The following is a 20,118-nucleotide window of genomic DNA, read 5'->3' on the forward strand; positions in this document are numbered from 1 at the left end:
CAGACCCGCCCCCACCTACCCCAGCCGCGCCGCCACGAACTCGACCATCCGCCGCACGAGCAGCGCCTGCGACGACGCCCGCCGGTACTCGTGCCCCTCGCCCTCGAGCTCCAGGTACTCCACGTCGTGCGCCCGCTCCCGCAGCGCCGCGACCACCTGGTGCGCCTCACCGATCGGCACGTTCGTGTCGAGCTCCCCGTGCACGACGAGCAGCGGCGCCGTGACGTCGTCGATCGCGCGCATCGGTGACAGTGCCGCGAGCAGGGCCTCGTCCTCGACGGGGTGCCCGTACTTCGTGGCGGCAGCGGCCGCGATCCACGGTTCGGTGTCCCGGTAGAAGGTCGCGAAGTCGCTCATCCCGCACACCGCGACCCCGGCCGCGAACACCTCGGGCGTGAACGCCAACGACGCCAATGTCGCGTACCCGCCGTAGGAGCGCCCCTCGACGGCGACGCGGGACCGTTCGGCGTACCCGTTGGTCACCAGGAACCGCGCGCAGTCGACGACGTCGGCGAGCGCGTTCCACCGCAGCGCCAGGTCGTCGGCGTGCACGAACTCGTGGCCGTACCCGGAGGACCCGCGGATGTTCGGCGCGAACACGGTCACCCCGGCGGCGGCGAGCGCCTGGTGCTGCGGCGAGAACGTGGGTCGCTCCTGCGACTCCGGTCCGCCGTGCAGGTGGACGAGCGCTGCGCGGCCGGGAGGCACGGCACCAGCACCAGGGTCGGCGCCCGCTGCCGACGTGGTCGGCTCCACGGCCCGGTACAGCCACCCGGTCAGCTCCAGTCCGTCGCGGGCGGCGAACCGCTCGAGCGTCGGCTCGACCAACTGCACGTCCGGCAGCACCGGGACGTCGGTGACCCGGCTCCAGGTCAGCGCGTTCGTGTCGAGCCGCCACAGTTCGCGCGGACGGGTCGGCCCCTCGACGGCGAGCAGCACGCTCCGGCCGTCACGGCTGAGCACGGGGTCGGTGACGACGTACCCGGGCAGGTCCGGCACCGGGGTACGCGAGGCGTCGTGCGTGTTGATGAGGTCGAGTTCGCTCCGGCCGTCGACGTTCCAGACGAGCAGCAGCGTGCGGCCGGCGTCGTCGGCGTCCAGGTACTCGAGCTCGGCGTCGTCGCGCTCGACGATCCGCCGGGGTGTGCCGCGCCAGCCGTGCGGGCCGACCGGCTGCGCGACGAGTCCGCGGCGGGGCAGTCCGGCCTCGGTGGCGACGTAGGCGACGAGCGGACTGGTCTCGCTCGCGGGCGAGGGCCGCAGGAACGCGATCTCGGCGGACCCGTCGGGGTCGTCGGCGAACAGGGCGTGGCTCTCGTCGGTCAGCCGGTCGACGACGACCACGAACTCCTGGCCGCGCTGGCCGTCGCTCAGCACGACGAGCCGTTCCTCCACCGACAGGTCGAGGATGTGGATGAGTTCCCCCACGGCCAGGTCGTCGCGGTCCCCGGTGACCGGGTCGACCAGGTACGCACGGGCGGGCTGCTCGGGCTCGGTCGAGGGCAGGGTGATGACGACCCGGTGGCCGCTGCGGCTCCACGGTCCGAGTTCGGCGTGCTGGTACCGCGAGCCGGCGATCTGCGCGGCGTCGGAGCCGTCCGGCCGCACCACCCAGACCTGCTGCTTCACGCCGCCGTCGGTCGCGATGGCGACGGCGAGCCACTCCCCGTCGGACGACCACGACACCCGGATCACCGGGTCGTCGGACAGTGCGATCCGCACCGGCTCAGGCAGCTCGTCGCCGACGACGACGTCCTGCACGAAGACCTCGGGGGTGTCGTGCCGGTCGCTCACGAACGCCACGCGCCGGGCGTTCCGGGTCATGGTCGGTCCCCACGATCCCCAGGCGGCGGTGAGCCGCGCACCCAGGTCGGCCGCGGCCCTGGTGGTGACCGACGGCTCGACGATGGCCGACGACGCGACGCCCTGCGCGCCTCCAGGCCGGACGGAACCCACGATCACCGCACCCCCTGCTGCTGCAGCCACATCTCGATCAGGCCGAGCTGCCAGAGCGCGTTCGCGCCGATCGCGGTCCTGGTGCTGTTCGGGTCCTGCAGCATCCGCTCGACGGTGGCGGGGTCGAAGAGCCCGCGCTCCCGCGCCTCGGGTGCGTGCAGCGCGTCGCGGACGCGCTCCAGGTACGGGCCCTCGAGTTGCCGGATGGCGGGGACCGGGAACGAGCCCTTGCTGCGGTCGATGACGGCGTCGGGGACGATCCCGCGCGAGGCGCGCTTCATCACGCCCTTGCCGCCGTCGGTGAGCTTCATCGACGGCGGGATCGCGGCGGCGAGCTCGACGAACTCGTGGTCCAGGAAGGGCACGCGGGCCTCGAGCCCCCACGCCATCGTCATGTTGTCGACCCGCTTCACCGGGTCGTCGACGAGCATGATCGTGGTGTCGCTGCGGAGCGCGGCATCCACGCTCGTCTCCGCGCCCGGCCGTGCGAACTGGCGGTCCACGAACGCCGACGGGGTGTCGTCGTCGCTCTTCCACCGCTCCCCGAGCAGGCCCTGCAGCGCCGGCCACCGGCGGTCCATGAACACGGAGCGGTAGGCCTCGGCGGCCTGGTCGCGCGGGACGTCGGCGAGCGGCGGGTACCAGTCGTAGCCGGCGAGCACCTCGTCGGCACCCTGGCCGGACTGCACCACCTTGACGTGCTGCGAGACCTCCTGTGACAGCAGGTAGAAGGCGACGCAGTCGTGGCTGACCATCGGCTCGCTCATGGCGGCGACCGCACCGTCGATGCCGTCGAGCAGCCGCGACGAGGGGATGTGGATGCGGTGGTGGTCGGTGCCGAAGTGCTTCGCGACCTGGTCGGAGTACTCGAACTCGTCGCCGGACTCACCGCCGGCTGCCTCGAACCCGATGCTGAACGTGGCGAGGTCCTGCTGCCCGGCCTCGGCGAGCAGCCCGACCACGAGCGACGAGTCGATCCCGCCGGAGAGCAGCACCCCGACCGGGACGTCGGCGACCATCCGGCGCTCGACGGCGGTGCGGAGCGAGCCGATGAACGCCTGCTCCCAGTCCCGCTCGGACCAGTCGGCCCGGGCGGGGTCACGCTCGAAGCGCGGCTCCCAGTAGACGGTGTCGTGCGTGGTGCCGTCGGGGTCGATCACGCGGACGGTCGCGGGCGGGAGCTTGCCGACGCCGGCCAGGATCGTGCGGGGTGCGGGGACGATGGAGTGGAAGCTCATGTACGAGGCGAAGGCGACGGGGTCGATGGACGTGTCGATGCCCGACCCACCGTCTCCCGCAAGGATCGCGGGTAGTGACGAAGCGAACCGGAGCCCGCCGGGGACGGGCGCGACGTAGAGCGGCTTGATACCGAGCCGGTCCCGGGCCAGGACCAGCCGACCGCTGGCGTGCTCCCAGATGGCGATGGCGAACATCCCGATCAGGTGGTCGACGAACGCGGTGCCCCACTCGGCGTACGCCAGGGCGATGACCTCGGTGTCCGACGTCGACGCGAACCGGTGCCCCTTGCCGTGCAGCTCGTCGCGGAGCTGCCGGTAGTTGTAGACCATCCCGTTGTAGGCGATCGTCAGCCCGGCCTCGGCCAGCACCATCGGCTGCGCGCCCGCGGTGGACAGGTCGACGATGGACAGCCTTCGGTGGCCGAGGGCGACCGGGCCGCGAGCCCACAGGCCGTCGCCGTCCGGGCCGCGGTGCGTCATGCAGCCGGTCATCCGGGCGACCGCCCCGACGTCCGGCGCTCGGCCGTCGAACCGGATCTCACCCGCGAGTCCACACATCAGCGCTCTCCCTCGGTGTCCGCCACATCGGAGTCCGTGTCCGCCGGGGCGGAGTCGGTGTCCGCCGGGGCGTTCCCCACGATCCACGTGTCCTTCGCGCCGCCGCCCTGCGACGAGTTGACGACCATGCTGCCCTCGGGCGCGACGCGCGTCAGGGCGACGTCGGCCAGGTGCACGTCGTTCGGTCCGGTCCCCGTCGCGTAGACGAAGGCCCGCAGGTCCACGTGCCGCGGGTCGAGACCGGCGGGTCCGATCGTCGGGTGCGAGGACAGCTGCACCACCTCCTGCCCCACCCACCCGGCGGGGTCCGCGGCGATCTCGCGCCGTCGCTCGGCCACCTCGGGGGCGCTCGCGCTCGGTCCGATCAGGACCCCGCGTCCGCCCTCGCCGTCGACCGGCTTCGTGACGAGTTCCCCGACGCGGTCCAGGACCGACAGCCGTTCGACCTCGATGCTCGTGCGGTACGTCGGCACCGATGCCAGCAGGGGTTTCTCGTCCAGGTAGTACCAGATCAGGTCCGGCACGGTGACGTACATCGCCTTGTCGTCGACCAGCGCGTTGCCCGGCGCGTTCGCCAGGTAGACGCGTCCCGCCTCCGCCGCGTCGAGGATCCGCGCTCCGAGGTCGGGAGCGTGCTCCGCCGTCAGCGCGCTGACGTCGCGGTCGATCCGCAGGTACAGCCCGTCGAGCACGTCACCCGTCGTCGCGTCGACCACGCGTCCGTCGCGGACCTCCAGGTCCGACCCGGACAGGAGGCGCAATCCGGCCCCGTCGGCCAGCCTGCGGTGCTCGAACCACGCGCCGGCGGCGGGGCCGTCGCTGACCAGTGCGATCACGGGGTCGGTCGCGCCCGTCACCGCGGTGGTGTTCGCGCAGAGGGTCCGGCGCAGCCGGTCGATCACGCCGTGCGGGTCGCGCAGGTGCGCCGGCCGCGGGGCGTCCGGCACGACGTCGTCCATCAGCTCGCGCAGGGCGATGCCGTACGCGACGCCCGAGGGCGAGCGGACGTTGTCCTCGAGCACCCGCCAGCCGCCGAACTCGTTGCGCACCAGGTCGAACCCGAGCACCGGCGCACGGACGGCGGTCGCCGGCAGCCGGGTGGCGTCCGGGTCCCAGCCCTTCGCGCCGACGAAGTGGTCCGCGTCCAGCACGCCGTCGGCCACGATCCGCCGGTCGCCGTACGCGTCACGCAGGAACAGCTCGATCGCGCGGGCACGCTGCCCCAGGCCACGCTCGAGCTGCGACCACTCGTACGCGCTGATCGTCCGGGGCACCAGGTCGCAGCCGAACTCCTGCGCCCCGCCGTCCACCACGAAGCCGACGTGGTGCTCGCGGGTCCAGACGTCGCGGGCGGTGCAGCGCTCGATCGCCGTCTCGGCGTCCCAGCCGTCGAAGAACGCCGCCAGGTCTCGGAACGCCGGACGAGGGCGTGCACCGGGGCCGACCGCCTCGTCGCCGGCGCGGACGCGGTACCCGTGGATCGGGACCACCGGGTCCTCGTCGCGTCCGGACGGGAGCCCCGCGGTGTCCTCCACCACCAGGGCGACGACGTCGTCCATCTCCCCGCGCTCGGCGTAGGCGGTGCGCTGCCGGTCGGTGGAGTTGCCGCGGGCCAGGGTCGCGTCGAGCAGCTCCGTCACCGTTCCCCAGTCGCCGAGCTCCTCGAGCTCCGGACGCAGGCGGGACACGAGCTGGCGCACCGCGACCTCGGCGGGCAGCCGTTCGGGGTGCTGCCCGAGGCCGACCAGTTCCCCGCTCAACCCGGAGCGGGCGGCCTGCCACATCGCCGCACGGTGCAGGGGTTCACTGCGCGGGTGCCACTCGGCGCCCGACACGACCGACTTCTCGGCCTTGCGCACGGCGGCGCGGAAGAGTCCGGCGATGAGCACGGCGTCGTCCACCACCGGCGTCGCGTCGCAGACCCGCAGCTCGAGCGTCGGCGCGTGCGACGACGGCCGCACGTCGAAGTAGGCCATCTTCTTGTCGGCGATCACGCCCGAGGCGATCAGGTCGTCGAGCACCCGGTCGTACTCGGCGGCGTCCTCCACCGGACCGAAGCTGCCGGCCGACGGCCACCGCTGCCAGATGATGCTGCGGAACGACGCGTACCCGGTGTCCTGCCCGTTCCAGAACGGACTCGACGCGCTCAGGGCGAGCAGCACCGGGAGCACCGGCGCCACCCGCTGGGCGATCAGCACCGCCAGGTCGCGGTCGCTCACCCCGACGTGCACCTGCAGGCCGCAGATGAGCTGTTCGTCGACGAGCATCCGGTACTGCTCCTGCATCCGGCCGTACCGACCGCCGGAGCTCAGCTCGAAGTCGGCGTACTCCGACCTCGGCGCGGTGCCGACGGCCGCGATCGTGACGCCGGCCGGGGCGATCGCGGCACTGAGCTCACTGCGCAGGTCGACGATCACCCGCCGCAGGTCGTCGAGGGTCCGCACCACCGGGGTGTTCGTCTCGATCGTCGTGCGCTGCAGCTCCGCGCCGAAGCGGTCGGTGGGCAGTTTGGGCAGAAGGCGCGGGGCCTTCGCGGAAAGTCGGCCGGACTCGAGGTCGATGAGGTGCAGCTCTTCCTCGGCGCCGAGCGTCAGCTCTGCACTCATGGCTGGAACCTACGCGTGGCGGCTGTGGCGCGCACCGCGGCACACCGCCCGACTCGTGCCCGTAACACTCCCGTCCACCGAGCGTCACGAGCACTGAACTCCCGCCCGCACCGTGCGAGGCGCGCCACCCCGTGCGAGGTTCCACGCACCGTGCGCCGCTACAAGCACGCACCACGCGCGCAACCGCGCACCAGCCCACGCACCCCGCACCGTGTGACCCGCGCCGACCCCGCACCAGTCCGCGCAACCCGCACCGTGCTCTGGACGCACCACCCGCAGTCGGGAGGCACGGCGCTAGCCCACCACGCGCCTCCCGTCCGCACCGTGCGCACCTCTTCACCCCGTGCGAGGTTCCACGCACCGTGCGCCGCTACAAGCACGCACCACGCGGCCAACCTCGCACCAGCCCACGCAACCCGCACCGTGCGCCCCGCGCCAACCCCGCACCACCCCGCGCAACCCTGCACCGTGCGTGCCGGCGCCTACCCCCGCGTCCGGGCCAACCGCCGATTGAGCGCCCCGTTCAGCAGCGCGACGAGCAGCCCCACCGCGAACACGAGCGTCCCGAAGCACAGCACCTGCGGCGGCATCCCGGCCTTCGCGGCGCCGTAGACGAACAGCGGGAAGGTCACCGCGGGCCCGGCGACGAACGAGGTGATCACGTAGTCGTCGATCGACATGGCGAGCGCCAGCAACCCGGCGGCGAGCATGCCCGGCGCCAGCAGCGGCAGGGTGACGAGCCGGAAGGCCTGGAACGGTGTCGCCCCGAGGTCACCCGCGGCCTCCTCGAGTGCCCGCGAGGTCCCCGCGATCCGAGCCCGCAGCACGACCACCACGTAGGCGACGTCGAACGCCACGTGCGTGATGAGCACGGTCAGGAACCCGGTGCCGAGCCCCACCGACAGGAAGAACGAGAGCGACGCGGAACCGACGACGATCGACGGCGCAGCGATGTCGGCGAACACGACGGTGTTCACGACACCGCGACCCGGGAACCGGTACCGCTCCAGCGCCAGCGCGAGGGGCAGCCCGATCGCGACGGAGATGATCGCGGCGAGGAACGCGACGAGCACCGAGGTGACGAACGCCGCCCCGAGCCCGGACACGTTCACCAGGTTCGCGTACCAGTAGGTCGTGAAACCGTTCCAGGCGAACGACAGCCGGTTGGTGGGGGCGTCGTTGAACGAGTACACGATCATGTAGACGATCGGCACCAGGGTGATCGCGATCGTCACCCAGTACACGATGGCGAGCCAGGGCCCACGACGGTTCACCCCGTGACGACGCGGGCGGCCGGCGACGGAACCGGTCACGGGCGAGGCCGGAGCGGCGGACGAGCGGGACGGTGCGACGGCGGTCATACGAGGTCCTCGAGGTCGTCGGTGCCGGAGACGCGGGCGTAGATGAACAGGATGATGCCGAGCACGACCATGAGCACGGTCGACAGGGCTGCGGCGACGTTGTACTGCTGGTTGCCGGAGTAGGCGTCCTGGATCGCCTGACCGATCGTGTACGTGTTCGTGCCGCCGAGCAGGGCCGAGTTCACCGGGTCGCCGACGCTGTCGATGAAGACGAGCAGCACCCCGGCGAAGATGCCCGAGCGGGACAGCGGCAGCGTGGTGTGCCAGAACGCCCGGAACTTTCCGGCGTACAGGTCGTTCGCGGCCTCGCCGAGTCGTGGGTCGATGCGCTCGAGGGCGGCGTAGATCGGCAGCACCATGAAGGCCAGGTCGTTGTAGGCGTCGCCGAAGATCACCGCACCGCCGGTGCCGAGGATGTGGAAGTCCTTGCCGGCCAGCCCGAGCGCCTGCAGCGTCGTGACGACCGGCCCCTGCGACGCCAGCACGAACGCCCACATGTCGGTCCGGATGATGAACGACACCAGGAAGCTGATGAACACCAGCATGAGCAGCGGGTTCTTCCACCGCGGCGACACCCGGAACGCGATGAAGTACGCCACCGGGTACCCGACGACGATGCAGGCGATCGTGGCGGCGGCGCCGTACCAGAGCGACCGGAGCAGGAACGTCAGGTAGGGCACCTGCGGGTCGACGAACAGCGAGCCGTAGATCCCGAAGTTCCAGGTGAACGTGTAGCCGTCGTCCGGGTTGCCGGTCATGAGCGAGACGATCAGCCCGGACACCAGCGGGATGACGAAGAACACGCAGAGGTACGCGGTGCCGACGAGCGCCAGGAAGAACGGCGTGCTCCGACGGCGTCCCCGCCGCACCGGCGCGGAACCGGAAGGACCGGCGGAACCACCGGGACCGAGCCCCGGTGCCACTCCGACCGCGCTCACGACTGCACCACCGCGTTGAAGATGCCGTTCCACTCCGAGTACTCGTCGTAGTTCTCGAACACACGGAACTCGTGCGACTGCTCCAGCACGTCGGCAGAGGGGAACACGAGCGGGCTGTCCGCCACGGTGGCGTCGTCGAGTTCGTCCCGCACGTAGTCCTCGGCAGCGGGCACCGGGCAGACGTAGTTGACCCAGTCCTCGACGATCCCGGCGATCTTCGGCGTGTAGTAGAAGTTCATCCACTCGAGCGCCGACACCGGGTTCTCGGCCTGCCGTGGGATGAGCATGTTGTCGTGCCAGGTCATCTGCCCCTCTTCCGGCGTGACGAACTCCAGGTCGGGGAACCCGGACTGCTGCGCCTGGAACACGTCGCCCGACCACGCCTGGGTGATCCAGGTGTCGCCGTTCTCCAACCGGTTGATGTAGCTCTGGTCGTAGAAGCCGGTGACGCTCGGCCGCAGTTCGCGCAGCCAGGCCTGGGCCTTCCGCCAGTCGGCGGGCGTCGAGGTCTCCGGGTCGATGCCGAGCGCGAGCAGTCCGAGCGACCCGAGTTCGGTGTTGTCGCTCATCAGCCCGATGCGGCCCTTGAACGCCGGGTCCTGCAGGTCCTTGAGCGAGGTGATCTTCCGCCCGGTGTACTTCGGGTTGTAGGCGAGCCCGGTGAACCCGGTCTGCCACACGACGGAGTGCTTGTTGCCCGGGTCGTAGATGGGGTCCTTCACGGAATCCGAGGCGTTCGCGGCGAAGTTCGGCAACCGCGAGTGGTCGAGCTCGCACACGAACCCGTTCTTGATCATCTGGGTCAGCTCGAACCCGTTCGTCATGACGACGAGGTCGTAGCCGGTCGCACCGTGCGCCCGCAGGATCGGTGAGACGGTCGCGTAGAAGGTCGCGTTGTCCTGGATCACCGCCTGGTAGTCGACCGCGATGCCGGTCTCCTTCTTGAACAGCGCCAGGGACTCGGACTTGCCGTGGTCGGAGTCGATGTACAGCGGCCAGTTCGCGAAGTTCAGGGTGCCGGTCGCCTTCGCGTCCTTCCAGAACGCCGCCCAGTCGACGGTGTCCTCGGCGCCGGCGGCCGCGGAGCCCTTGATGCTGCACCCGGTGAGCAGGGCGGCCAGCGCGGCGGCCCCGCCGCCGGCCAGCAGGCCGCGTCGGCTGACGCGGGCCGACGTCAGCCCGCGCAGCAGGTCCGGACCGGGCACCGCGCCGGTCACGCGAGCGATCCTGCCGTGGCGGGGACGCTCTGGAGGCCCGGGTCGTCCTGGGTGGTGACGGTCGCGTCGGACGCGGGGTGCGCCTCCAGACCGAAACCGTGGTCGACGCCCCACGTGAGCCAGACCTCGGTACCGGTCGCGATCCGCGGCCCGCCCTTCGAGTTCTGCGCGAACACCGAGACGCGACCGGCACCCGGCACGTCGACCAGGTACTGGGTGCTGACGCCGGAGAACGAGACGTCCACGACGCGACCCGGGCCGAGGATGTTCCGTCCGGCCTCGGGGGTCGGTTCGGCGGTGCGGATCTTGAGCTTCTCGGGCCGGACGCCGACGACGACGCGACCGGTCGTGGCGACGGCTCGGTCGGCCGGCACGGCGACCGAACCGGCCGCGGTCGCGACGACGAGCAGGCCGGCATCGGTGCCGCGCACCTCGCCCTCGAGCAGGTTCGACTGGCCGAGGAAGTTCGCGACGAAGGCCGTGCGCGGCAGCTCGTACAGGTCCTGCGGGCTGCCCATCTGCTCGATCCGACCGCCGTTCATGACGGCGACCGTGTCAGCCATCGTCATCGCCTCTTCCTGGTCGTGGGTGACGTGCAAGAACGTGAGCCCGACCTCGGCCTGGATCGTCTTCAGCTCGAGCTGCATCTGGTGGCGGAGCTTCAGGTCGAGGGCGCCGAGGGGCTCGTCGAGCAGCAGCAGGGCCGGCCGGTTCACGATCGCGCGGGCCAGGGCGACGCGCTGCTGCATGCCGCCGGAGAGCTGGGCGGGCCGCTTCGACGCCGACCCCTCGAGCTCGACCAGCCGTAGCGCTTCCGTGGCCTTCGTCATCGGGTCCGGGATCCGGCGCCGCTTCAGCCCGAACGCGACGTTGTCGAGCACGCTCATGTGCGGGAAGAGCGCGTAGTTCTGGAACACCGTGTTGACGGGCCGCTGGTACGGCTTCGTGTCGGTGACGTCCTGGCCGCCGATGGTGATGGTGCCGCTCGTGGGTTCCTCGAGCCCGGCGACGAGCCGCAGGGTCGTCGTCTTGCCGCAGCCCGACGGACCGAGCAACGCGAAGAACGAGCCGGCGGGCACCGTCAGGTCGAGGCTGTCCACCGCGGTGTGGCCGGGGAAGGACTTCGTGATCTGGTCGAGCCGGAGATCGGCTCCCGATTCGGCGAACGTTCCGGTCATTGCCATGGTGCCTCCAGGGGGTGGTCGGCCTCAGCCGATGTAGGACATGACGTGCTTGATGCGGGTGTAGTCGTCGAAGCCGTACTGGGACAGGTCCTTGCCGTAGCCGCTGTGCTTGAACCCGCCGTGCGGCATCTCGGCGACGATCGGGATGTGCGTGTTGATCCACACGCAGCCGAAGTCCAGGTCGCGGGCGAAGCGCATCGCCCGCGCGTGGTCGGTCGTCCACACCGAACTCGCCAGGCCGTACTCGACGCCGTTCGCCCACGTCAGGGCCTGCTGTTCCGTCGAGAACCGCTGCACGGTCTGCACGGGGCCGAAGATCTCCTGCTGCACGGCCCGGTCGTCCTGGCGCAGGCCGGCGACGATCGTGGCCTCGTGGAAGTACCCGCGGTCGCCCTGTCGTGCGCCGCCGAGCTCGATCGTCGCGTGGTCGGGCAGCGTGTCCAGGAACGACTGCACGTGCGCGAGCTGGTTCGCGTTGTTGACGGGGCCGTAGTGACCGTCCGACCCGGTTCTCGCGTTGAGCCGTGCCTCTGCGGCGAGCGCCGCCACGAACTCGTCGTGGATGCCGTCCTGCACGAGCAGCCGGGTGGCCGCGGTGCAGTCCTGTCCGGCGTTGAAGAACCCGGCGGCGACGATCCCGGCCACCGCCGAGGGGATGTCCGCGTCGTCGAACACGATCACGGGTGCCTTGCCGCCGAGCTCCAGGTGGGTGCGCTTGAGGTCACCGGCGGCGGCACGGGCGACTTCCATGCCGGCGCGGACGGAGCCGGTGATGGACACGAGCTGCGGGATGGGATGGTCGATCATCGCTGCGCCGGTGGTGCGGTCCCCCACGACGACGTTCAGGACCCCCGGCGGCAGGAACTCGGCGGCGACCTCGGCGAGCAGCAGGGTCGACAGGGGTGTCGTGTCGCTCGGCTTGAGCACGGTGGTGTTCCCCGCCGCGAGCGCCGGCGCGAACTTCCACACCGCCATGTTGAGCGGGTAGTTCCACGGGGTGACCTGGGCGACGACACCGATGGGTTCACGCCGGACGAACGAGGTGTGGTCGGCCAGGTACTCGCCGGCGCTCCGGCCCTCGAGGTTCCGGGCGGCCCCGGCAAAGAAGCGGATCTGGTCGACGGACAGCAGGATCTCGTCCTCGACCAGGGTGGCGCGGGGCTTCCCGGTGTCGAGCGACTCGAGGTCGGCGAACTCCGACGCCCGCTGCTCCATCGCGTCGGCGATCCGGAACAGGGCGAGCTGCCGTTCGCCGGGGGTGGTGCGGCGCCAGGTCTCGAACGCGGTCGCGGCCGCACCGAAGGCGGCGTCGACGTCGGCGGGGGTGGACACCGGGGACGTGCCGTAGACGTGCTCATCGGTCGGGTCGACCAGGTCGAACGTGGTGTCGGCGGTCGACTCGACGGAGGCGCCCCCGACGAAGTTCCGCAGGACCCGGGTGTCGGTGTCCGCCGTCGCCGTGCTCTGTGCGTCCAGCATGGCGGTGATACTGACACGGATTCCGGCGGTGCGGAAGAAGGATCCGGAGGTTGTGGAGAACTGTAACAACGGAAATCGTCGCGAAACACGGAGTTCACAACGGAATCCCTTGCGCACCCCGAACCTCGCTGCCATGCTGTCCGGCATGGCGGCAGCACCACGACGTCCGGGACCGATCGACGACACCTCGAAGCGGATCATCGAACAACTCCAGGCGGACGGGCGCCGCCCGTACGGCGAGATCGGCAAGGCCGTCGGTCTCAGTGAAGCGGCGGTCCGGCAGCGTGTGCAGAAGCTGACCGAGACCGGCGTCATGCAGATCGTCGCGGTCACCGACCCGATGCAACTGGGCTTCCACCGCCAGGCGATGATCGGCATCCGGGTCAGCGGCGACACCCGAACCGTCGCCGATGCCCTGGAGCAGCTGCCGGCGGTCGACTACCTCGTGATGACCGCCGGCAGCTTCGACCTGATGGTCGAGGTCGTGTGCGAGGACGACGACGACCTGATCGAACTGCTCAACGGCACCATCCGGGCGATCCCGGGCGTCGCCGGCACCGAGACCTTCGTCTACCTGCAACTCCGCAAACAGCTCTACGACTGGGGAACGCGATGACCATCGAACAGCCCACCCGCCTCGGCTCCTACGACCCGTTCGCACCGGTCGACGACGCCGACCTGCAGCGGAAGTCCCGGGACCACCTGTGGATGCACTTCGCCCGTCACGGTGCGAACCAGGCTGGCGCCGACGTGCCGATCATGGTGCGCGGCGAGGGCCACCACGTCTACGACAGCCACGGCAAGGAGTACATCGACGGGCTGTCCGGCCTGTTCGTCGTCGCCGCCGGGCACGGGCGGAAGCGCCTGGCCGAGATGGCCGCGAAGCAGGCGGAGACGCTGAGCTTCTTCCCCATCTGGTCGTACGCGCACCCCGCGGCGATCGAGCTCGCCGACCGGCTGGCCGAGCACGCCCCCGGTGACCTCAACAAGGTCTTCTACTCCACCGGCGGCGGCGAGGCGGTGGAGACCGCCTTCAAGCTCGCGAAGTACTACTGGAAGCTCCAGGGCAAGCCGATGAAGCACAAGGTGATCTCCCGTGCGGTCGCCTACCACGGCACCCCGCAGGGCGCCCTGGCGATCACCGGCATCCCGGCGATGAAGGAGATGTTCGAGCCCCTGACCCCCGGCGGCTTCCGGGTGCCGAACACGAACTCGTACCGCGCCGGGGAGATGGGCTTCCCCGGGGGCACCGAGGAGCAGTTCGGCTTCTGGGCGGCGGAGCGGATCCGCGAGATGATCGAGTTCGAGGGCCCCGACACCGTCGCCGCGGTGTTCCTCGAGCCGGTGCAGAACTCCGGCGGCTGCTTCACCCCGCCGCCCGGGTACTTCCAGCGGGTGCGCGAGATCTGCGACGAGTACGACGTGCTGCTCGTCTCGGACGAGGTCATCTGCGCCTTCGGCCGGATCGGCACGATGTTCGCCTGCGACACCTACGGCTTCGTACCGGACATGATCACCTGCGCCAAGGCGATGACCTCCGGGTACTCCCCGATCGGCGCGACGATCATCAGCGACCGGCTGTTCGAGCCGTTCTCCAAGGGGGACACGACCTTCTACCACGGCTACACGTTCGGCGGGCACCCGGTGTCGGCCGCCGTCGCGATGGAGAACCTCGACATCTTCGAGGAAGAGGGGCTGCTCACCAACGTGCAGCAGAACGCCCCGCTCTTCCGCGCCGAGCTCGACACCCTGCTCGACCTGCCGATCGTCGGGGACGTCCGCGGTGACGGCTACTTCTACGGCATCGAGCTCGTCAAGGACAAGGCCACCAAGACGACCTTCGACGACGACGAGTCCGAGCGGCTGCTGCGCGGGTTCCTGTCGAAGGCACTGTTCGACGCGGGGCTGTACTGCCGGGCCGACGACCGCGGTGACCCCGTCGTGCAGCTCGCACCACCGCTGACGATCGGGCAGCCGGAGTTCCGCGAGATGACGTCGATCCTGCGCAGTGTCCTGTCCGAGGCCTGGACGAAGATCTGACCGTGAGCGGCTACCGGGGCGTCTCGTTCTGGCTCGACCAGCTCGCGTCCACCGGACGCGACGACCTGACGCCCCGGCCGCCGCTCGACGGCGACACGACGGCCGACGTCGCGATCGTGGGCGGTGGACTGACGGGTCTCTGGACCGCGTGGTACCTGCACCAGGCCGACCCGGGCCTCCAGATCGTCGTCCTGGAACGCGAGATCGCCGGCTTCGGCGCGTCCGGTCGCAACGGCGGCTGGTGCTCGGCGCTGTTCCCGCGGTCCGCCGCGGCGATCGCCGAGGAGCACGGGCGCGACGCCGCGCTCGCGTTGCGGGCCGCCATGCGCGACACCGTCGACGAGGTGGGCCGCGCAGCGTCCGAAGCCGAGGTCGACTGCGACTACGTGAAGGGCGGGACCGTCCTGTACGCACGCTCCGCCGTGCAGGAACGCGCCGCCCACGACGAGGTCGCGTCCTCCGCGGCATGGGGCGACGACATGACGTGGCGACCCGCGCGAGCGGGCGACGCCGCCGGATCGGCGGGGGTCGCGTGGACCCCGGACTGCGCGCGCGTGCAGCCCGCCGCGTTGGTGCGTGGCCTCGCGGCCGCCCTGGAGGCCCGTGGCGTCCGGATCGCGGAGCACACGCCCGTCTCGTCCTGGGATCGCGGGCGTGTGGTCACGTCGCGCGGCACCGTCACGGCAGGTGCCGTGGTGATCGCAGTCGAGGGCTACGGCGCCCAGCTGGAGCAGACGAAGCGGCGGATCCTGCCGCTGTACTCGCTCATGATCGCGACGGCCCCGCTGCCGGCGTCCGCGTGGGAACGCATCGGTCTCGAGCACGGGCAGACGTTCTCCGACTACCGGCACCTGCTCGTGTACGGGCAGCGCACGGCCGACGACCGGCTGGCGTTCGGCGGCCGCGGAGCCCGCTACCACTGGGGGTCCTCGATCACGCCCGGGTACGATCGGGTGCCGCGGGTCTTCGAGCACCTGCGGAAGGCCCTGGTCGACCTGTTCCCGGTCGTCTCGGACGCCCCGGTCACCCACACGTGGGGCGGCCCGCTCGGGGTGCCGCGCGACTGGTGCGCCTCGGTGACCTGGGACGGACACGTCGGCAGCGCTGGCGGGTACGTCGGGGACGGCCTGTCGACGACGAACCTGGCCGGACGGACCCTCGCCGACCTCGTGCGCGGGGAGTCGACGGCACTGACCGCACTGCCGTGGGTGAACCACCGATCGCCCGACTGGGAGCCCGAGCCGCTGCGGTTCTTCGGCGCGAACGCGGGACTCGTCGCGACCGACTTGGCCGACCGCGAGGAAGCACTGACCGGGCGGCCGAGTCTGGCCGCTCGGCTCATGGCACCACTGACCGGAGGGCACTGATGGCTGCCGGTCTCGACGCCGACGTCGTGGTCGTCGGGGCGGGGGTCGCCGGGCTCGCCGCCGCCCGGGCGCTCGCACTCGGCGGGCAGCGGGTCGTCGTGCTCGAGGCCCGCGACCGGATCGGCGGGCGCACCTGGACCGATGCGTCACTCGGGGTGCCGGTCGACCTCGGCGCCTCGTGGATCCACGGGGTCGACGGCAACCCGCTCTGGGCCCTGGCACCCCGGTTCGGCATCGAGACCGTCGAGTTCACGGTCGGCAGCTTCCAGTTCGACGGCCGGCCGATCGCGTGGCACGACCCGTCCGGCGCCGCTCTCTCCGCCGAGGACACGTCGGCGTTCGTGGCGGACCTGCACACCGTCGACGCGGCCCTCGACGCCGTCGTCGCGCAAGCGCCCCCGCCCTCGACCTACGCGGCCGCCGTCGACACCGTGCTCCGCTCGCTGCGGTGGGAGGGCGACCGAGCGGCGCGCGTCCGCGAGTACACGGCCCACCGGTCCGAGGACCTCTGCGGCGCACCCGTCACCGTCCTCGACGCGCACGGCCTCGACGAGGAGCACGTCCCAGGCGACGAGGTGGTGTTCCCCGGCGGCTACGCCCAGTACGCCCGCGCGCTGGCCGAGGGGCTCGACGTCCGGCTGTCGTCGGTCGTGCGGTCGGTGACCCAGGCCGGCGACTCGGTGACGGTGGGGCTCGCCGACGGCACCACCGTCGTCGCGCCGCAGGTCGTCGTCACGGTGCCGCTCGGGGTGCTGCAGGCCGGCGACGTGGTCTTCGAACCGCCCCTGTCCGCGCCGGTGACCGGAGCGCTCGACCGGCTCGGGATGGGCACCTACGACAAGGTGTTCCTGCGGTTCCCCACACGGTTCTGGGGCGACTCGTGGGTGATCCGGCAGCAGGGGTCCGCCGGCGTCGACTGGCACTCCTGGTACGACATGTCCCGGGTGACCGGTGCGCCGGTGCTCGCCGCCCTGGTCGGTGGTGCCGGAGCCCGTCGGCTCGAGACCCTGCCGGACGCCATGGTCGTCGACGAGGGGGTCGCGGCGCTGCGGAAGATGTTCGGCCCGTCCGTCCCCCAGCCCGAGGCGTTCCGGATCACCCGGTGGGCCGAGGACCCGTTCTCGCGGGGCTCGTACTCGTACCTCCACGTCGGGGCGTCACCCGACGACCACGACCTGCTCGGCACCCCGTCCGGCCGGGTGCAGCTCGCCGGCGAGGCCACCTGGAGCGACGACCCGGCGACGGTGCACGGTGCGCTGCTGTCCGGGCTGCGGGCAGCCGGGCGGTTGCTCGGCGCCCAGGTCGAACCGCTCTCGCTCGCCGACCCGCTGTCCAGGCCCTGAGCGCCACACCCCCGCTGGTGTCGGCCCGTGCGACACTCGCTCCGTGACCCCGACGAGGACCCGACCGCGACACGAACACCGGGCACCGGTCGCCGTCGCGGTCCTGGTGAACCTGGCGCTGAGCCTGTTCCTGCCCGACGAGGTGCTGTTCTTCCCGTCGTGGGTGGTGCCCGTCCTGGGCGTCCTGCTGCTCGCCCCGCTCATCGTCTTCAACCCGCGGCGTCTGACGCGCGAGACCACCTGGTCCCGGTGGCTGTCGTTCGCACTGGCGGCTCTGCTCACCGTCGCCAGCCAGCTCACCGTCATCCGGACCATCACCGAGCTGCTCGGCGGCCACGCGGACGGTGCGGCGGTGCTGCTCACCGCGCTGCAGGTCTGGGTGAGCACGATCATCGTGTTCGGGCTCGTCTACTGGGAGCTCGACCGCGGGGGCCCGGTGGCACGGCGGCGCCCCGAACTGTGGTCGACGGCCGAGGCGGACTTCCAGTTCCCCCAGGAGACCGACCCGAAGACCGCGGACTGGCGGCCGGTCTACCTCGACTACCTCTCCGTGGCGATGACGAACATGATGGCGTTCAGCCCGACGGACACGATGCCGATGACCGTCCGGGCGAAGATGATCATGGCCTACCAGGCGCTCAGCGGGTTCATCCTGCTGGCGCTGGTCATCTCGCGCGCGGTCAACATCATCAGCTGACGCCTTGCTCCCGTTGATCGCATGATCAACAATGGCGACATGGACGTCGTCACCGCACCCTCGCTCCCGTCGCCGCTGCAGGCCGACACCGGCGCACACCGCCGATCGCTCCGCGTCGCCCTCGTGCAGATGCGGTGGCTCCCCGACCCGGACGAGCACCGGGCCCAGCTCGCCGACGGCATCGCGACCGCCGCAGCGCACGGAGCCACCGCGGTGTTCCTGCCCGAACTCACGCTGCGCCGCTACCCGGGTGACACCCTGGCGAGCGGGACCCCGAAGGACCTCGCCGAGTCGCTGCAGGACGGCCCGACCGTCGCCTTCGCCCGTGCCCAGGCGATCGAGCACGGGGTGTTCGTGCACGCCTCGCTGTACGAGCGGCCGGGCGACGACGACCAGCCCGACGACCCCCGCGGCTACAACACCGCCGTCCTCGTCGCCCCCGACGGCACCCTGGTCGGCCGGACCCGGAAGACCCACATCCCGATCAGCGCCGGCTACCACGAGGACACGTACTTCCGCCCGGGGACCGACGACGATGCCTTCCCGGTGTACGAGCCGGCCGGACTCGGCGCGCGCCTCGGGCTGCCGACCTGCTGGGACGAGTGGTTCCCCGAGGTGGCCCGGTCCTACGGCCTCGCCGGGTCCGAGGTGCTCGTCTACCCGACGGCGATCGGCTCCGAACCGACCTTCCCCGACTTCGACACCGCGCCGATCTGGCAGCGGGTGATCGTGGCGAACGGCATCACCGCCGGGCAGTTCATGGTCGTGCCGAACCGGTGGGGTGACGAGGGCGACATCACGTTCTACGGCTCGTCCTTCATCTCGGACCCGTTCGGCCGCGTGCTCGTCGAGGCGCCCCGTGACGCGAGCGTGGTGCTCGTCGCCGACCTCGACCTCGACGCCCGGACGGAGTGGCTCCGGCTGTTCCCCTTCTACCTGACCCGGCGACCCGACCTGTACGCCGGGCTCGTCGACCCCGTCGACGAGGAACGCCACGCGTACGGCGCACGCGACGCGATCGACGCGGCCCTGGCCGTGGAACCGGCCACCGCCGGGCGCGAGGCGCGCGCATGACCTGGGTGATGCCTCCCGAGACGGCTCCGCAGGAACGCACCTGGATGGCGTTCCCGCGCCCCGGCCTGACGCTCGGCGACCACGCGGCGAGCGCCGAGGCCGCGCGCCTGGCCTGGGCGACCACGGCGAACACGATCAGCGAGCACCAGCCGGTGACCGTCGTCGTGGACCCGGTCGCACGGGGGGATGCCGGTCGCCTGCTGTCGTCCGGCGTGGACGTGCTCGAGGCACCCCTCGACGACTTCTGGATGCGCGACATCGGCCCGACGTTCGTCGTCGACGACGTGACCGGTGCGCTCGGCGCGGTCGACTGGGTCTTCAACGGCTGGGGCGCGAACCCGTGGTCGACCTGGACGCGTGACGCCGCGGTCGCCGCCACGGTCGCCGATGCTGCGAGAGCCACGCGGATCCCGTCGTTGCTCGTCAACGAGGGCGGGGCGATCCACGTCGACGGCGCCGGCACCGTCCTGGTGACGGAGACGGTGCAGCTCGACCCGCGACGGAACCCGTACGCCGACCGGGAGCGCGTCGAGCTGGAGCTGGCGCGCACGATCGGCGCCACACGGGTGGTCTGGCTGCCCCGCGGTCTGACGCGCGACTACGACGGCTTCGGCACCCGGGGCCACGTCGACATGGTGGCGACCTTCGCGGATCCGGGCACGGTCCTGCTGCACGCCCAGCCGGATGCCGGCCACCCGGACCACCTGGTGATGCCCCAGATCCGGCGAGCGCTCGAGCAGGCGACCGACGCGACGATCATCGAGTTGCCCGCCCCCTCGACGCTGTCGGACGTCGGTGGACCGGTGGACTGGAACTACGTGAACCACGTCGTGGTGAACGACGCCGTGATCGCCTGCGCCTTCGGCGACCCGGTCGCTGACGACCACGCCAGGGGCATCCTCGCCGAGGTGTACCCGGGCCGACGGGTCCGCTCGATCGACGCGCGACAGGTGTTCGCGAGGGGTGGTGGGCTGCACTGCATCACACAGCAGCAACCGGTGGCCTGAACCACTGCCGCGGTGTACAGCGGGTGCCGATCACCTGTACACCGCGGCCGGTC

The 20,118-nt window shown here is 71.4% G+C and carries 15 protein-coding genes; 7 read left to right on the forward strand and 8 right to left on the reverse strand.

The window, feature by feature from the left end; all coding sequences use genetic code 11:
- Nucleotides 1–15: 15 nt before the first annotated feature.
- The 8 genes from DEJ03_RS04410 to DEJ03_RS04445 form a co-directional block, all read right to left on the reverse strand.
- Nucleotides 16–1,962 carry a prolyl oligopeptidase family serine peptidase gene (locus DEJ03_RS04410; protein WP_110863656.1) on the reverse strand — a complete coding sequence of 649 codons (1,947 nt, stop codon included), beginning with the start codon at nucleotides 1,960–1,962 and terminating at the stop codon, nucleotides 16–18.
- The gene (locus DEJ03_RS04415; RefSeq protein ID WP_110863657.1) at nucleotides 1,959–3,752 is read right to left on the reverse strand and encodes an N-acetylglutaminylglutamine amidotransferase; all 1,794 of its coding nucleotides are present in this window, start codon (nucleotides 3,750–3,752) and stop codon (nucleotides 1,959–1,961) included. The genes DEJ03_RS04410 and DEJ03_RS04415 overlap by 4 nt, the downstream gene beginning before the upstream one ends.
- Entirely contained in the window at nucleotides 3,752–6,358 is a 2,607-nt protein-coding gene (locus DEJ03_RS04420) for a carboxylate--amine ligase/circularly permuted type 2 ATP-grasp protein (RefSeq protein ID WP_110863658.1), read from the reverse strand. Before DEJ03_RS04420 ends, DEJ03_RS04415 begins: the two co-directional genes overlap by 1 nt.
- 482 nt (nucleotides 6,359–6,840) lie before the next feature.
- The gene (locus DEJ03_RS04425; protein WP_110863659.1) at nucleotides 6,841–7,719 is read right to left on the reverse strand and encodes an ABC transporter permease; all 879 of its coding nucleotides are present in this window, start codon (nucleotides 7,717–7,719) and stop codon (nucleotides 6,841–6,843) included.
- Nucleotides 7,716–8,657, reverse strand: coding sequence for an ABC transporter permease (locus DEJ03_RS04430; protein ID WP_146237652.1), 942 nt, complete (start codon nucleotides 8,655–8,657; stop codon nucleotides 7,716–7,718). Before DEJ03_RS04430 ends, DEJ03_RS04425 begins: the two co-directional genes overlap by 4 nt.
- Complete coding sequence (locus DEJ03_RS04435) at nucleotides 8,654–9,874, reverse strand: PotD/PotF family extracellular solute-binding protein (RefSeq protein WP_220034107.1); 1,221 nt, start codon at nucleotides 9,872–9,874, stop codon at nucleotides 8,654–8,656. The genes DEJ03_RS04430 and DEJ03_RS04435 overlap by 4 nt, the downstream gene beginning before the upstream one ends.
- Complete coding sequence (locus tag DEJ03_RS04440) at nucleotides 9,871–11,052, reverse strand: ABC transporter ATP-binding protein (RefSeq protein WP_375334803.1); 1,182 nt, start codon at nucleotides 11,050–11,052, stop codon at nucleotides 9,871–9,873. Before DEJ03_RS04440 ends, DEJ03_RS04435 begins: the two co-directional genes overlap by 4 nt.
- 30 nt (nucleotides 11,053–11,082) lie before the next feature.
- Nucleotides 11,083–12,537: a gamma-aminobutyraldehyde dehydrogenase gene (locus DEJ03_RS04445; RefSeq protein ID WP_110863661.1), complete on the reverse strand. Its 1,455-nt coding sequence runs from the start codon at nucleotides 12,535–12,537 to the stop codon at nucleotides 11,083–11,085.
- A gap of 133 nt (nucleotides 12,538–12,670) precedes the next feature.
- Here DEJ03_RS04445 and DEJ03_RS04450 point away from each other — a divergent pair, with 133 nt between their 5' ends.
- The 7 genes from DEJ03_RS04450 to DEJ03_RS04480 are packed head-to-tail and all read left to right on the forward strand — an operon-like array spanning nucleotide 12,671 to nucleotide 20,065.
- The gene (locus DEJ03_RS04450) at nucleotides 12,671–13,153 is read left to right on the forward strand and encodes an Lrp/AsnC family transcriptional regulator (RefSeq protein WP_035809531.1); all 483 of its coding nucleotides are present in this window, start codon (nucleotides 12,671–12,673) and stop codon (nucleotides 13,151–13,153) included.
- Nucleotides 13,150–14,577: an aspartate aminotransferase family protein gene (locus DEJ03_RS04455; protein WP_110863662.1), complete on the forward strand. Its 1,428-nt coding sequence runs from the start codon at nucleotides 13,150–13,152 to the stop codon at nucleotides 14,575–14,577. The genes DEJ03_RS04450 and DEJ03_RS04455 overlap by 4 nt, the downstream gene beginning before the upstream one ends.
- A gap of 2 nt (nucleotides 14,578–14,579) precedes the next feature.
- Complete coding sequence (locus tag DEJ03_RS04460) at nucleotides 14,580–15,944, forward strand: FAD-binding oxidoreductase (protein WP_110863663.1); 1,365 nt, start codon at nucleotides 14,580–14,582, stop codon at nucleotides 15,942–15,944.
- Nucleotides 15,944–17,287, forward strand: a complete 1,344-nt coding sequence (locus DEJ03_RS04465) for an NAD(P)/FAD-dependent oxidoreductase (protein ID WP_110863664.1) — start codon at nucleotides 15,944–15,946, stop codon at nucleotides 17,285–17,287. Before DEJ03_RS04460 ends, DEJ03_RS04465 begins: the two co-directional genes overlap by 1 nt.
- 43 nt (nucleotides 17,288–17,330) lie before the next feature.
- The gene (locus DEJ03_RS04470) at nucleotides 17,331–17,984 is read left to right on the forward strand and encodes a DUF1345 domain-containing protein (protein WP_110863665.1); all 654 of its coding nucleotides are present in this window, start codon (nucleotides 17,331–17,333) and stop codon (nucleotides 17,982–17,984) included.
- Nucleotides 17,985–18,023: 39 nt separating this feature from the next.
- Complete coding sequence (locus tag DEJ03_RS04475; protein WP_110863714.1) at nucleotides 18,024–19,058, forward strand: nitrilase-related carbon-nitrogen hydrolase; 1,035 nt, start codon at nucleotides 18,024–18,026, stop codon at nucleotides 19,056–19,058.
- Entirely contained in the window at nucleotides 19,055–20,065 is a 1,011-nt protein-coding gene (locus DEJ03_RS04480) for an agmatine/peptidylarginine deiminase (protein ID WP_110863666.1), read from the forward strand. The genes DEJ03_RS04475 and DEJ03_RS04480 overlap by 4 nt, the downstream gene beginning before the upstream one ends.
- Nucleotides 20,066–20,118: the final 53 nt, after the last annotated feature.

Origin of the sequence: Curtobacterium sp. MCLR17_043 (assembly GCF_003224215.1) — a bacterium.
In the GTDB taxonomy this organism is placed as follows: Bacteria; Actinomycetota; Actinomycetes; order Actinomycetales; family Microbacteriaceae; genus Curtobacterium; species Curtobacterium flaccumfaciens.

Excerpts from the sequence above, each read along its gene's own strand:
- DEJ03_RS04445 (WP_110863661.1), bottom strand. The coding sequence starts at position 12,537 with ATGCTGGACGCACAGAGCACGGCGACGGCGGACACCGACACCCGGGTC.
- DEJ03_RS04450 (WP_035809531.1), top strand. The coding sequence starts at position 12,671 with ATGCTGTCCGGCATGGCGGCAGCACCACGACGTCCGGGACCGATCGAC.
- DEJ03_RS04440 (WP_375334803.1), bottom strand. The coding sequence starts at position 11,052 with ATGACCGGAACGTTCGCCGAATCGGGAGCCGATCTCCGGCTCGACCAG.
- DEJ03_RS04425 (WP_110863659.1), bottom strand. The coding sequence starts at position 7,719 with ATGACCGCCGTCGCACCGTCCCGCTCGTCCGCCGCTCCGGCCTCGCCC.
- DEJ03_RS04465 (WP_110863664.1), top strand. The coding sequence starts at position 15,944 with ATGGCTGCCGGTCTCGACGCCGACGTCGTGGTCGTCGGGGCGGGGGTC.
- DEJ03_RS04420 (WP_110863658.1), bottom strand. The coding sequence starts at position 6,358 with ATGAGTGCAGAGCTGACGCTCGGCGCCGAGGAAGAGCTGCACCTCATC.
- DEJ03_RS04480 (WP_110863666.1), top strand. The coding sequence starts at position 19,055 with ATGACCTGGGTGATGCCTCCCGAGACGGCTCCGCAGGAACGCACCTGG.
- DEJ03_RS04455 (WP_110863662.1), top strand. The coding sequence starts at position 13,150 with ATGACCATCGAACAGCCCACCCGCCTCGGCTCCTACGACCCGTTCGCA.
- DEJ03_RS04415 (WP_110863657.1), bottom strand. The coding sequence starts at position 3,752 with ATGTGTGGACTCGCGGGTGAGATCCGGTTCGACGGCCGAGCGCCGGAC.
- DEJ03_RS04475 (WP_110863714.1), top strand. The coding sequence starts at position 18,024 with ATGGACGTCGTCACCGCACCCTCGCTCCCGTCGCCGCTGCAGGCCGAC.